We start from the raw sequence: 13840 nt of genomic DNA on the forward strand, positions 1-13840 counted from the left end.
ATTCTCAAAATGCCACATAAGCACAGTTGATGTGTTTTTCACCACTAATCCTCTTCTTTGGCTCGAGCGCGCAGGAATGCGTCGTAAAGTTCCCGGTTCGAATGCGCAGTCCAGGCCCCAACCTGCTTGCACGCTGCTTTCAAACGCATGCCGCCATCAACAAGTTCGGAGACCCGGCCGACCGCATCCTCCACGGTCAAGTGAGTCTGCTCGCCTCCCTCAATGACGACCGTAATTTCCCCTTTGACTCCGTCTTCTGCCCACGCTGCCAGCTCACCGAGCGGGGCTCGTTTCACTTCTTCATAAAATTTGGTCAGCTCACGGCACACGGCTCCACGACGCTGCTCCCCCAAGACCTCCGCAGCAATGTGCAAGGTATCAGCTAAACGATGTGGAGATTCAAAGAAACACACAGCCCGCTTTTCATTACGCAGTGACTCCAACCAACTACGCCGGGCACCGTCTTTACGCGGCGCAAAACCATCAAAGATAAACTTTCCCACCTGCAGCCCACACAGCGCCAGAGCAGTGGGTACCGCAGACGGGCCAGGAATAGCTGTCACCGGCACCCCTGCCTCATGCGCGGCTGCCACAATATTATGCCCCGGATCCGAAACCACTGGCATACCAGCGTCGCTAACTACCAGCACACTCGAATTGCGTGCTGCACGCAGCAGCTCAGACACCCGCCCGGCCTCGTTATGATCAAAATTCGAGACCACCTTTGCACGCAATTCCAGTCCTAGAGCATTCGCAAGGTTTCGCAATCTTCTTGTATCTTCAGCAGCAATGAGCTCTGCTTGTTGCAGTGCACTAATCAGCCGGGGGGAGGCGTCGGCAAGATTGCCCAACGGGGTGGCCGCCACGATGATTCCATGCGGCAATTGCTGCTGCAGGTTTGCATTGTGGTTCTGCGCGCTTAACTGCTCTGGCTGATCGTTCATCACGACTCCAGCATGGCATATCTGCTATCCGAACTCAGCACCGGAACCCGTACCCAGCACCGCAACTAACTAGGAACTTTCTTCTTTTGCGCTCCGAGCTCTTGGTGTCGTCGTATCGTCGGCTGTTTATTCTCGCCTAAACTATTCCAAGTGATGGCCGTTGCTGAAAAATCGAGTGCTTCCCTGGCACGTACACGCCGGGCACACGCCCGCCGCGTGCGCCCGTACTCTACGCCCCAGCTAATAAGAATCCCGTTCGACCGCCGCGACGGTTGGTCATTCCTTCTCATTGGCGCATTAGCCGCAATCACACGCTTTCTCGGGCTGCCACATCCAGTATCTTCCGGCACACCGATCTTCGATGAAAAGCACTACGTGCCGCAGGCATGGGACATTGTGCGTAGCTGGGAGCACCTACTTATCGGCGGAATCGAATCCAACCCAGGTTATGGGCTCGTCGTCCATCCTCCACTGGCGAAACAGATAATTGCGCTTTCTGAGTTTGTCTTCGGGTACTCCCCAATGGGCTGGCGCACGATGGCAGCAGCCTTCGGAACAGCAGTCGTAATCATGACCATGCTCTTGGCGCGAGAGCTCACCCAAACCTGGAATATCGGCGCACTAGCTGGAATATTAGCCACTTTCGACGGCGTTCTTCTGGTCAGTTCAAAGTTCGGCATGCTGGATATTTTCCAAGTGTTTTTCATTATTACTGCCGCCTGGATGCTCGCGCGTGATCATAGGGACATGCGACGGCGGATGCACCAGGCTTGGAAAACGCTCACCGACAAATCAACCACCAGTGCTTGGGGGTCAGTATTTGGCCCACGCCTCGGCGTGCGCTGGTGGCGTTTTGGAGCTGGCCTCATGCTCGGTGGCGCACTAGCAATTAAATGGTCCGGACTTTATTACATCGCCTTTTTCGGTCTGTTTTGTGTATTCGGTGACCTGCTTATCCGAAAGCGTTATGGTATCAGCCAACCATATTCGGCAATCTGGCTGCGTGATATTCCCGCAGCGCTCGCCTCATTAGTGTTAGTGCCTATTCTGGTCTATCTCTGGAGCTGGCGGGCATGGTTTTCTAGCGAAACCGCGGTTTACCGACATGCAGCTGTCGATGGCACCATCGACAACGATTCGCCGTTACAGGCTTTACCAGATTCAATCGCCAGTTGGTTCTACTACCACCGATCGGTGTTAGATTTTCATGCTTCGTTGACAACATCAGGTGGTCACGAACACCCCTGGGATTCCAAACCTTGGTCCTGGTTAGCTGGGGTACGCCCGATTCTGTATTACTCCAACACCGAATTAGATTGCCCGCTTGGCGGCGCCAAAGGTGGCTGCCGAGAAATGCTGTTTTTGTTTGGCACCCCGGCAATCTGGTGGTTAATTGTGCCGGCCCTAGCGTGGGCGTTGTGGGCCTTAATAATTCGTCGAGACCACGCTTTAGCCTGGCCGTTGGTTGGTTTTGCCGCTGGTTTTTTGCCATGGCTAGCGGCTTACGACCGGCAAATGTATTTCTTTTACGCCGCCGCGTTTATCCCATTTTTTCTTGTCATTTATGCGATTATTCTCGGGCGTCTCATGCAGCAGGGCAGATTCGTGCGCTGGCGTCTGCTTGTCCGACTCACTGGTCGCGAGCTACGGCTGGGCAGCATCGTCGTTATCGTGTACCTCGCCACTGTCGTCGGGATGTTTGTCTATTTCTCGCCAATTTTGTACGGCTTACCAGTCTCAAACAGCTGGTATCACTCAATGATGTGGTTACCCAGCTGGACATAACGATGCTGCACATAGCGGTAGCGTATCCACAGCCAGGCGGTAGCAAGTGCGCTCACAAGCAGCATGGCGATCAACAAAATTTGTTCACTGGTAGCTACCCCGAGAACCAGATCTCGAACAATAAAACCACTAAAGAACATTCCCATCGCACCAACGACCGGCATTAAGCCGGATGCCCAATAAGGGCGCCAAGCAGCAGCAAGCAAACCAAGCGAGACCCCAGCACGCAAAGCTGCGCCTTCCATCAGCGCGGTTGCCAGCTGCGGATCCGCGCTCGGGTCGAGAACTGCCTCGCCCTGGACGTCTAAAGTTTGCGGGATCAATCCCCCGGAAGCAATCACTTGCACAACGGCCCAAATGCCGAAACCAACGCCACACACAAGTAGCGTAAGCCGGGCAAGAATCGTATTCAGCTCAGCCCTGCGTGCCGAACGACGCCAGGTTGGTTCCACACCAGCCAAAATATCTTCAGTCAATTGCCGCGGCGGGGTTAATTCATCACCGCTGTGCTCATTGGCGTGATGCATACTCCTCGTCAGCGCAAGCGCGCGATTTTGGAAAGTCTGGCATTGCTCACACCCGGAAACATGTGCGTCAAGAATTTCGTCAGTAATGCCGGCAGGCTCGCCATCGATGCGCGCGGACAATGCAGTTTGGATTTCATCATGACTCGGCACGACTCAACACCCCATCCACGCTGGCTCGTCCGGCACCGAAAACAACTATCACAAGTAATAGAGTAAGAAACATCAAGAAGGATTCATAACTCGGTTGCTCGCCCAAAAAATCAAGACCGCCCAGAAAATACTGGAGGGCGGCTGTTACGACAAATAGCACCCCCGCTGCAAAGGTGGTCAAAATTCCAACTACAACCGCAGCACCGAAGAAAATCTCCAGCAGCATCACAGTCCACCCCGTAATGGCTGGAGCAGGCACTGCCACAGCTGAATAGGCACCGACGGTGTCGTCCATCCCCCGGAAAAATAGCTTATCCAGGCCGCGAATGATGCAGATAACTCCAACTACGATGCGTACGAGAAACAACATGGCATCACGGATGGCGGGCTTGTGCATGCTCACTAGACTACCCCGGCTCATCGCTGGGAACCGAACATGCCATTTCCCTAGTCTAAATAACCAGTAACACACACTAACAACCGGAACCAGCCGGAGCGCTGTGGCTTACTGTTCTGTATGAACAAAGGAGACGCTATGAATGAACTAATCCCGCTGAGCAATGGCATGCTTATCGACAGTAATGGCATTACCCGGCCACCGTGGGCCTGTGCTAACGACTTACTGCGAGAATATTATGACACTGAATGGGGCCGAGAAATCTATGATGAACAAGCCTATTTTGAACGGCTATGTCTAGAAAGTTTCCAAGCAGGTTTATCTTGGGAACTTATTTTGCGCCGCAGGGAAATCCTGCGCAAGGTATTTGCAGATTTTGATCCCGATCACCTAGCAGTTTTTCAGGAAACAGATGTGCAACGCGTGCTCAAACATCCTGGGATGATCCGCAACGAGCGCAAAATTCGTGCAGTCATCAGCAATGCACAGGCTTGTGTCAATTTACGTACGGATGCGGATTACCCGGGTGGGCTGGAAGAACTCATTCGCTCTTGTGCTCCGCAAGACGCAAGAAACAAAACGGAGACAGATGCACGTATAACCATCTATAGCCATTTAGATGAAGTACCGACGAAATCCGAGGAATCAGCAGCACTGGCAAAACTGTTAAAAAAGAAGGGCTTTAGCTTCGTTGGGCCAACATCGATGTACGCATTACTCGAAGCCGTCGGGCTCATAAGATATGAAATTGCACCCGGGGACCCGGCCGTAAACGCCACAAGAGGCCAAGCTGAGGTGGCCGAGTCCTAAGGCTTATACCACCCGGCGCCCACGGGTGCGGACAGTGCGACCAGCGTTAAGTGACCCGTCGCGGGCAACACTACGCAAGGCAGGGACACGGCTGGCTTGCTGTTGCCGGTACAACGTACGCGAAGCATAATCGCCGCGATCATCGTTGAGCTGTTGATGATCGATAGTTCGTAACTCATCGAAATCCGGGCTCTCATCATCAATTTCCAACACCACAGCACCTGGGCGACGCAAGTTCGGATTGACGAAAGGTCTGTGCTCGTCCAGACGGTGTTCGTCATCTTCTCGGTTGCGCACTCCCATTCGCGCACGGCGCAACTGCCTTATGCGGCGGGCACGCAGCTCCTGCTCTTGTTGTACTTGTCCACGCAATGCAAGCAAGTACAACAGGGTAAGCAAACCAGTAACAGCTGGCAGTGCCCAGAACCAACCACCAGTTGGAATTGCAACGACCAGCAGGACCGCGAGTGCCCCGAGCAACAGCACCAAATTATTACGACGACGCTTCGTACGTTGTGCCTGCAACTTGCGTTCTGCCTCTGGATTCCAACCACCACGCTGTGAACGACGAGCAGCAAAAGCGAGTTCTTCTTCAGTCAGCGTTAATTCTGCTTCCCGGTCCGCACGCGCAGATGCCACCGAATATGCTTCCTCCGCATCCGATCCCCCGGAGACAACATCATCAGCCATAGCCGCATCATCAGTTTCAGCTTCGGCACCCTCAGTTGGATTCATCTCGGCTGGATTCGTTTCGGCTGACTCGGATTCACTGGCCGTGGTTTCTGCGGATTCTTCTACTGCGCTCTTAGTAATCATCGCATCGGCATCAACAACGCCGGGATACAACAGATCCACCGGTGAAGTATAGGTCTCATCGTGGCTATACATCTCATCCGGCGACAGCTCCGAAATGATTACGCGCGGTTGAGGTTCTGCTTCCTCTTCAGCAGACTCAGAAGCAACGTCCGCAGCTGCACCGGATTCATTGTCAATTCTTTCACCAACACCAAATTCTGCACCCAGTTCCTTGGCATTAGCAGAACCATGCGCTTGATCAGCAACGAGTTCGCCATCAATAACATCGTCGGATGAGGAAAAGGACTCGCCCTGGTCAGCAACCAGCTCGCCGTCAATAACTTCTGCTTCGTTTGCGTTCGAATGTCCCGAGCCGTCTACGCTGTCAAAGCCTGTTTCATTGCTGGAGGTAGCATTATCGCCAACATGGGTCTCGGCAGCGGAAGCGCGCTTATTCCACGGTTCGTCTATGATCTCGTATTCTTCAGCGTCAACCAGTTCGTAATCAGCAGCAGATTCAGTATCAATACCAGAGACTGAACGTGCACCGGCCATCCGCGGTCGCATTGGGGTTTTAAGCACATCCTTGCCACCCGAAAAGACCACGCGCGTGTCATTGAAGCCTTCTCCGGAATGACGAATCGGCTTGTGCCCACGGAAGATCAACGGCGCAAGCACAACGAGCCAGACGACGATGATCAAAGCAATGATCAGGGTTGTTGACATGAGGAAATTGCCACCTTCCGAAGTAAGCAACTAGGCGCTAGTTATCGTTTTAGACTAATGGGAAGTGTGTGACTGAACCGCCAGGCACGCCGCAAAAGACTAGACTCACAACAACTTTCCACTCGCACGCAAACGTGCAGTCGCCGATGTGCTGTAATCGTCGGCAAGCAAGCTAGCTTGTTGGTGATCACGCCACGAGCCCGCAATATGTAGATACCCGCGCAAAATGCCTTCCTCGCGGAACCCATTGTTCATCAATACTTGCCTACTAGCGGGATTATCCGGCAGATACGTGGCAGTTATTCGATGCACCCCAATGCGCTGGAATGCGTGGTCTATACCGAGCGCTAACGCAGCTGTTGCCACTGAATTACCCATCATTAAAGAAGCCACCCAATACCCCACCCAGCAGCTCGCCACGGTTCCGTGTTGGATTCCACCTAAAGTAAGTTGTCCCGCAAACTCATCATCAACCTCGATCACAAATGGCACGAGCTCCCCATGCCTGGCTTGTACATTCAGCCAACGGAGGTGCTCTAACCAAGCAGTTTTCGTATGCGCGGCTTCCCACCCTCGCATCGCCGTCGGTTCAACCGGCTGTAACCACGATTGATCAACTAGCCGCTGCTCACACCAATCCGCACCGTCGCCACGACGCAGCGGACGCAGTCGAACACGAAGTCCACTCGTCGTCCGCACTTCTGCAGTAGATTCCGGCCAACCAGGATGCACAGGGTGCGGTGTGCCTCGCGCTGGCTTCTTAGTTCTGCTAGCAGCTATTCCGAAAGGATCCAGCATGAATACTCAGTTCGTTCTGCCAAAAATATCTCGCATGGCCGTCCCCATGCAGCAGGGCTCGTAGTTTTTATGCACGCTGCGTCAAGAACATGACTTCGACGACGTCGCCAGGGCGTACTTCATCGACTTCTTCGGGAATACGAATCATTGCATTCGCTTGTGACAGTCCAGCCAACAAATGCGCGGGAGCGCCAGTGGCTCCGCCCAAACCTTCCACCAAATAGTCACTGGTTTGTGCATCACGCATTAACCGAGCCCTAATATATCCCCGCCTGCCAGGACGCGAGGTCAAATGATTTATCGATCGTGCCCGCACCAAGCGTCGGTGCGCTGCCCCCTTGCCCAATGACAAGCGGATGAGCGGCCGAACAAAAACTTCAAAAATTACCAAGGAGGAAACCGGGTTCGCTGGCAATAGGAAGACCGGTACCCGTTGTTCACCGATCAAACCGAATCCCTGTACAGACCCTGGGTGCATAGCAACCCGGCTGGTATCGATGTCCCCGAGATCTTCGAGTACTTCGCGCATCACCTGGGAACCAGAACCACCAACAGCGCCGGAAATCACGATAATTTCGCTGCGCATGATTTGGGATTGCAGCATCTCTTTGATGCGCCGCGGCTCTCCTTCTGCGATTCCTACGCGATGCACATCGGCTCCAGCGTCTTTCGCGGCCGCGGCGAGCGAATACGAATTCACATCAAAAACTTGCCCCAACCCAGGGTCGCGATCAACGTCGACCAGCTCCCGTCCATACGAGATAACAGACACCCGCGGACGTGGATAAGCCAGTACTTTTTCCCTTCCCACCGCAGCCAGCAAACCAATCTGGGCCGGGCCCAAGATCGCGCCAGAAGACACCGCAACATCGCCTGGCTGGATATCATCGCCAACGCGCCGCACAAAATCCCCGGAACGCACGGCCCGATACGGCGTCATACGTTTACGGCCGCGGTCTGTCCACTCCAGAGGTAATACAGCATCCGAAAGAGTTGGCAAAGGCGCACCTGTGTGCACCCGCACCACCTGTTTTGGCTGCAAACGCAGTGGCTGCCGCGAGCCAGCCGGGACCTCCCCAACCACAGGCAATGATTTTTCCGCGGCAGGAGGCGTAGGTGCTAAAGGGGCATCACCGACAGAATCCGTATCTCCACGAGGTGGAGCTGCACGAAGCGCTCGTTCCCCGCCAATATCAACTGCACGGACCGCGTAACCATCAATCGCCGCTTGTGGGAAACCAGGAAGTGGCTGGCTAGCTTGCACTTCCTCGGCACACATCATGCCCAGAGCGTCGGTAATCGCTATGCGCACCGGCTCCGGGGTCATGGCCGTATCAGTAATCAGCGCAAGCTGTTCTTCGACCGAACGCATAGTTGCTCTACCTTCCTGATCTTCCTGGCTTTCGGGATTATTCCGAAATCCCCTGTTCTTGTTCGTAGTCAGCTAACAATTTCTTTAAGCTCCGATACAGAGTCGGGCCATACTTCTCATTGCGCAAGCCAAAATCAACGTTCGCGGGGATAAAACCACCAGGATTTCCCAAATCATGGCGGGTCCCCTGATGCACGACGACGTGCACCGGATGGCCTTCTCGAATCAGCAGTTCAATGGCATCGGTCAACTGCAATTCGCCACCTTTACCCGGGGTGATGCGGCGCAACGCGGAGAAAATCTCCCGGTCCAGAAGATACCGGCCAGCTGCAACTAGCGTCGATGGTGCCTGCCCGGCATCTGGTTTTTCCACCATGCCTCTGACCTTGTGTACTCGTTCTGCGGATACCCCCGAGATGTCGTCAGCAGCTTCAACGTCAAATACTCCGTAATTCACGGTCTCTTCCGGAGCGACTTCAAAGGCACACAACACCGAGCCACCTAGCTGCGCTCGCACCCGTGCCATTTCTTCCATCACTCCCATTGGCAGCACGAGATCGTCGGGAAGCATAACCGCAAATGCTTCTTCCTGCTCACCCAATAATTCAGAAGCCAATCCCACCGCATGGCCTAGTCCAAGGGGTTCCTCCTGTTCTACAGCGACAGGCTGAATAAGTTCCCCGGCACGTTGGACTTTATGGGCCTGGTCGCCTTTACCCCGTGATTGCAGCGTCTCAACTAGCGCTGGGAACGCATCAAAATGCCGCATGATTTCTTGTTTATTAGGCGCGGTGATTATTGCGAGACGTTGTGCTCCACACGCTGCGGCTTCTTCTGCAATCATTTCGATACCCGGGGTATCAACTACCGGAAGGAGTTCTTTCGGCACAGTCTTCGTCGTCGGCAAAAACCGTGTGCCCAACCCTGCTGCTGGAACGACAACAGTGTTGATGATCGCTGAGTTCTTGTGCGGTGAATCCTGGATGAATCCGGAAGCATCTTGAGACATGCCCAAAACACTACCTGTTTACCGGCCCCAATTGGCTACGGCTTTCCGTAATCATTGTAGAACTATTCTAGTTATTATGAGCTCTTTTCCACTTGCCACTGCAAAAACCGAGTTACGCAATAAACACCAGCAGGCACGACAGCTCGCTGCGCACAACCGTGACACCTGGCGGAAGTCAAATGCAGCATTGAGCCACAACGTAGCGGAATTTCTCAAGTCCATACGATGCCCTGGGCAGCCTTTGCGAGTCGCAGGATATGTTCCGCTTGACGACGAACCTGGAGCCGGAACTTTACTCAATGCTCTGGAATCTCACACAGATGAACTTTGGCTTCCGATCTGCCAGCCAGGTTTCCGTCTATCCTGGTCGCAATACGATGGCCCGGATTCACTCGCAGTGCGCAATCCGAGGCTTCCTATCCCCGAACCTCGTGGCGAAGGTATTTCCAGCACAGAGTGTTTGCCAACACTTGACCTCATAGTTCTGCCTGCTTTAGCAATAGACCATACCGGCTACCGGCTCGGAAAAGGTGCTGGCTTCTATGACCGCGCAATCGCCGAGGCCTGGACAGCGTGTTCGAGCAATACGAGTTCTTCTGCGGTGACGAGTTCAAAAGCAATGCCAGAACTCGTCGGTGTAGTTTTTTCTACAGAGGTACGTCCGTTTGTGCCACACGATGAGCGCGATTGTGCTGTGAATAAGATAATCACTGAAATCGGCATTACCACGATTTCTTGATCCGAAGGGTTCCATCGGGAACCGTCATAGTTCAGCGGCAGTCTAATGCAGTATGCCAAGCTTTTCCCGCTTATTTCATCAACTTCGCACCCCTGGCCACCAGCGTTCCGTATTGCTGCGCCGGATCTTAGCGATGCTGCTGGTTTGCGCTGCTGCGATACTGGCCCTGCATTCTCGAAGCAACGATCCAAAAGTGGTGGTGTTTACCGGCGCGCTCGAAGCCGGACAAATGATCACCATTAACGATATAAAACTGCAAGAACGCCCCGAATCTTATACTCCTGAAGGCGCGTTCACCGCCACCGAAGATGTGTTGGGAACCGTCGCGGTTTCTGCCGCGCAACCAGGTGAGGTAGTAACAAGTGCACGTTTCATTAGTTCAGAGCTCACCGCGACGTTGGTCCATGGAAAGAACTCAGACGAGATCACTGGTGAAAAGTCGGGAGAGCCGGGCCTTGAATCCGTGCACATGGTCCCGATATCTTTGGCTGACCCAGAAATAATTCCGCTGCTTAATCATGGCGATACAGTCAGCGTTATTACGGAAGACGCATCAGGAAACTCCCAAACGTCATTCGGGGCAGATCACCGGGATGCAGAACGCGGCATCGAGACCGGTCCCGGTCTCGATGCAGTCGACCACGCTGGAATTGACCAGCCTGGAATTGACCAAGCTAGAAACAGCATTTCGCCATATTCCGGCGGGCCCGGCCAAATCGGAAGCAACACTGTCATTGCTGAAGGCGCACGCGTTATCCTAGCGCGGGAAGCCACATCTGCAGGCAACCGGGCTACAGTAATGCTGGCGCTACCCGCCTCGGCAGCACAACGCGTCGCAGTAGCTTCTCTAGCTTCTCCACTAACGGTAGTTCTCACTGGAGAACGCGCCACGGGAAGAGATGCTCACTGATAGGCCCCCTTAATCGTGTGCGCTAAAGTGTGCACTCATGTTGCAAGGTTTCAAAGAATTCATCATGCGCGGCAACGTCATTGAGTTGTCCACTGCCGTGATTATCGGCTCAGCCTTTACCGCGATTGTTACTTCGGTTTCGGACCATATTATTAACCCGCTGATCGCTTCTTTCGGTAGCGCGGATGTTTCTGGTTTGGGTTTCCATGTGAACCCGAACAACGAAGCGACTTTTTTGGACTTCGGTGCCGTCATCACCGCTGTCATCAATTTCTTCATCGTTGCATCAATTGTCTATTTCCTCATCATTATGCCAATTAACAAGCTAGAAAAGGCTCGAAAGCGGAGCCTGGGCATTGGCAGCGACGACGACAACGACGACAAAGATCCAGCAGCAACTACCGAAGAACTACTAGCAGAAATTCGTGATTTATTGCGGGATCACACCCCTACAAACTCGCAGGCAACAGAATCAGAGACCCGCAAAGATCAGTAGGCGCTGTGCGGCGGGCGTTGTTCCCGCCAAAAAGACTCATCAAAACCTGTACCCGCGAAAGCCTGCTCTGCTGGCTTCGCTGTGGCATTGCACTCAGGCTCATACACAGCCCCGCCTAAACCATACCCATTTTTTAATTCACGCTCGGCGGTTCGATCATAGTTCGGGGCATCAGAAATCCGTTTGGTTCGCCGACGCCTCCCGCGGTTGTTCGATTCTAAATCATTGTGCACTGTAGTCCGCCGTTTCGTGACTCATCGTTCAACCAATAGTCGCTACAAATTCTGTTTGTCTAGCTGCGCATAGACAAAGGTCTTAAGAATCCAGCGAATGTTTTTGTAATTGATCGATCAGGTGGTGCACCAGTGGCCCCAGCGTTGCCATGCCATCGCGGATCGCGGCCCTAGATGATGCCAGATTCACCACGACTGTAGATCCAGATATCCCACAGATACCACGGGAGGTACAGGCGTCCACGGCACCACAGGCTTGACCAGAAGATCGCAAAGCCTGAGCCAAGCCAGGAACCCGCATATCGACCACGCTACTGGTAGCTTCCGGTGTGCAATCTCGCGCGCCTACACCAGTACCACCGATCGAAACTACTAGATCGACGCCGCCGACCACTGCTGTTTCAATGGCTTGCCGGATTTCCGACTGATCATTACGAACCACGACGATGCCGTCAACCGTGAAATCATCTTCTGCCAACAACTCGGTAACCAAACGTCCGGTATCATCCCAGGACTCCGGGGCGCGGTCAGAAACGATGACCACCAGTGCACGTCGATAAGCAGGAAGATCCCCTTCTTTCTCGGCGGCAAGGAAAAACTCAGCGTCGGGATCGTCCAGATCCATCAACGACGGCCGGGCATTGCGGGTGGCGCGCAGATCAGTGTCTTCTGACATTCAAGCTCCAGTGCTGTTTAGAGGGGTGCTGACTAATGCTATCTAGTAACTTACTAGTTCGACAGCGTTACCTCTACCTCTTTCGGTTTATCGGCGCCTTCCGAAACTACTTCCAGTGTGACAGTCTCTCCGAATTCATGTGAACGAGTAGCTGCAATCAAGGTGTCAGAGTCATCTACCTGTCGATCATTCAGTCTGGTGACAACATCTCCCACCTGCAGCCCAGCCTGGTCAGCCGGACTGCCCGGTTCCACGCCAAGCACCAAAGCGCCATTCACCGGGTTACGCGCATCCACCTGCACACCAAGCAGTGGGTGACGCGCTTCGCCTGTCTCAATGAGCTGCCGGGCAACCCTCATTACAAAATTAGATGGAATAGCGAACCCTAGGCCAATGGAGCCGGCTTGGTCCTTCCCGGCTGAAAGCGAAGCGATCATTGAATTCATGCCGATCAAGTTGCCGTTCATGTCCACCAAGGGACCACCAGAGTTTCCCGGGTTAATCGCAGCGTCGGTTTGAATTCCGTCAATCAGCGACGACTCCCCTCCTTGCTGCGAAGCGCGCACTGGGCGGTCTACTGCTGAGACAATTCCCGAAGTCACTGTCGAACTAAGACCCAACGGCGAGCCAATAGCGACAATTTCTTGCCCCACGCGAATATCATCCGAGTCACCAAACCCGATCGTAGGTAGATCATGAGCATCGCGAATTTTAATCACAGCAATATCTGTAGCTGCATCGGAAGCAACGAAATCCGCGGCATGCCGAGTCCCATCACTCATTGTGACTTGAATCTGGCCATTCTGCCCATTCGCAACAACATGATGGTTGGTCAATACGTATCCGTCCGAGGAAATAATAGATCCGGAGCCGTCAGCAACCTGTCGTTGATCAGCGACGCGGATGGAAACCACAGTGGGAACAACTTTGTCTGCTACCTGTTCCACGGATCCTTCGGCAGCAGGCTGGGTGTTGTTCGACACCGGTTGACTCAAATTCTCAGACACCGACGTGGCTGGTTGGTTAGATGACGTCGAGTTGGACGACGTCACAACCCCCGTGATGACTCCAGTGCTGATAGAGCCAACCAACATTAAAGCCAATGCAGGCACGAGTCCAATAGTGCGCTTTGGTTTTTGCACGGGATCCGCTTCATGCGCATGTACCGGCGCAATATGCTGGTCCTGAGTTTGTGCGGTTTGTGCAGACTGTGGGGGTCGTTGCGCATTCGCGCCTGGGCGGTCGAATTGCAACGTTTCCTCATTGGCACTGTGAGGTTCGGAGGCATCTCCTGAGCCCCAGAAATTATCGGTCTGCTGATGCGACTTATTCCATGAAGAATACGGAGATGAAGCTGAGTGTTGCGGGGAAGATGATTGGTTAGCGCCAGGCTCACTGTGCCGGCCGAAGGATCCGTGTTTGTTCATGGAGTTCATTATGAATACTCTGACTGTCTTATCGCTGTACGGGCTA

The 13840-nt window shown here is 53.7% G+C and carries 14 protein-coding genes; 5 read left to right on the forward strand and 9 right to left on the reverse strand.

The features are described from left to right. Window positions 1-44: 44 nt before the first annotated feature. Window positions 45-944 carry a 16S rRNA (cytidine(1402)-2'-O)-methyltransferase gene (gene rsmI, locus A5774_RS06610; protein WP_064833924.1) on the reverse strand — a complete coding sequence of 300 codons (900 nt, stop codon included), beginning with the start codon at window positions 942-944 and terminating at the stop codon, window positions 45-47. A gap of 153 nt (window positions 945-1097) precedes the next feature. Here rsmI and A5774_RS06615 point away from each other — a divergent pair, with 153 nt between their 5' ends. Beyond that, window positions 1098-2729, forward strand: a complete 1632-nt coding sequence (locus A5774_RS06615; protein ID WP_064833926.1) for a dolichyl-phosphate-mannose--protein mannosyltransferase — start codon at window positions 1098-1100, stop codon at window positions 2727-2729. On the opposite strand, the gene A5774_RS06620 is transcribed toward A5774_RS06615, so the two are convergent. Next, on the reverse strand, window positions 2696-3406 hold the full coding sequence (locus A5774_RS06620) for a zf-HC2 domain-containing protein (RefSeq protein ID WP_064833928.1): 711 nt from the start codon (window positions 3404-3406) through the stop codon (window positions 2696-2698). The genes A5774_RS06615 and A5774_RS06620 overlap by 34 nt on opposite strands. Further along, window positions 3393-3803, reverse strand: a complete 411-nt coding sequence (locus A5774_RS06625) for a DoxX family protein (protein WP_021352796.1) — start codon at window positions 3801-3803, stop codon at window positions 3393-3395. Before A5774_RS06625 ends, A5774_RS06620 begins: the two co-directional genes overlap by 14 nt. A 138-nt stretch (window positions 3804-3941) precedes the next feature. Between A5774_RS06625 and A5774_RS06630 the strand changes: the two genes are divergently transcribed. After that, window positions 3942-4613 (forward strand): DNA-3-methyladenine glycosylase I, encoded by a 672-nt coding sequence (locus tag A5774_RS06630; protein ID WP_082936136.1) that lies wholly within the window; start codon window positions 3942-3944, stop codon window positions 4611-4613. Between the two features lie 3 nt (window positions 4614-4616). Here A5774_RS06630 and glpR read toward each other — a convergent pair whose 3' ends face one another. The 4 genes from glpR to A5774_RS06650 all read right to left on the reverse strand — a co-directional run bounded on the left by glpR (window position 4617) and on the right by A5774_RS06650 (window position 9313). After that, window positions 4617-6134: a gephyrin-like molybdotransferase receptor GlpR gene (glpR, locus tag A5774_RS06635; RefSeq protein WP_064833932.1), complete on the reverse strand. Its 1518-nt coding sequence runs from the start codon at window positions 6132-6134 to the stop codon at window positions 4617-4619. Window positions 6135-6239: 105 nt separating this feature from the next. Then, window positions 6240-6932, reverse strand: coding sequence for a GNAT family N-acetyltransferase (locus A5774_RS06640; protein ID WP_031268119.1), 693 nt, complete (start codon window positions 6930-6932; stop codon window positions 6240-6242). Between the two features lie 67 nt (window positions 6933-6999). Continuing rightward, the gene (gene glp, locus A5774_RS06645) at window positions 7000-8304 is read right to left on the reverse strand and encodes a gephyrin-like molybdotransferase Glp (RefSeq protein ID WP_021352800.1); all 1305 of its coding nucleotides are present in this window, start codon (window positions 8302-8304) and stop codon (window positions 7000-7002) included. Window positions 8305-8341: 37 nt separating this feature from the next. Next, window positions 8342-9313, reverse strand: a complete 972-nt coding sequence (locus A5774_RS06650) for a UTP--glucose-1-phosphate uridylyltransferase (RefSeq protein ID WP_064833934.1) — start codon at window positions 9311-9313, stop codon at window positions 8342-8344. A gap of 76 nt (window positions 9314-9389) precedes the next feature. Here A5774_RS06650 and A5774_RS06655 point away from each other — a divergent pair, with 76 nt between their 5' ends. The 3 genes from A5774_RS06655 to mscL are packed head-to-tail and all read left to right on the forward strand — an operon-like array spanning window position 9390 to window position 11458. Then, complete coding sequence (locus A5774_RS06655) at window positions 9390-10052, forward strand: 5-formyltetrahydrofolate cyclo-ligase (RefSeq protein WP_064833936.1); 663 nt, start codon at window positions 9390-9392, stop codon at window positions 10050-10052. Window positions 10053-10104: 52 nt separating this feature from the next. Next, entirely contained in the window at window positions 10105-10962 is an 858-nt protein-coding gene (locus tag A5774_RS06660) for an SAF domain-containing protein (protein ID WP_064833938.1), read from the forward strand. A gap of 37 nt (window positions 10963-10999) precedes the next feature. Beyond that, window positions 11000-11458, forward strand: a complete 459-nt coding sequence (gene mscL, locus A5774_RS06665) for a large conductance mechanosensitive channel protein MscL (RefSeq protein ID WP_023019768.1) — start codon at window positions 11000-11002, stop codon at window positions 11456-11458. 315 nt (window positions 11459-11773) lie between these two features. Here the strand turns inward: mscL and A5774_RS06675 are convergent, their stop codons facing one another. Then, a complete protein-coding gene (locus tag A5774_RS06675) occupies window positions 11774-12367 on the reverse strand; it encodes a molybdenum cofactor biosynthesis protein B (RefSeq protein WP_021352145.1) in 594 nt (197 codons plus the stop codon). Window positions 12368-12420: 53 nt separating this feature from the next. Beyond that, window positions 12421-13794, reverse strand: coding sequence for a S1C family serine protease (locus A5774_RS06680; RefSeq protein WP_231892369.1), 1374 nt, complete (start codon window positions 13792-13794; stop codon window positions 12421-12423). Window positions 13795-13840 lie beyond the last annotated feature (46 nt).

The sequence above is a fragment of the Corynebacterium sp. EPI-003-04-2554_SCH2473622 genome, from assembly GCF_001665955.1.
Taxonomy (GTDB): Bacteria; Actinomycetota; Actinomycetes; order Mycobacteriales; family Mycobacteriaceae; genus Corynebacterium; species Corynebacterium pseudodiphtheriticum.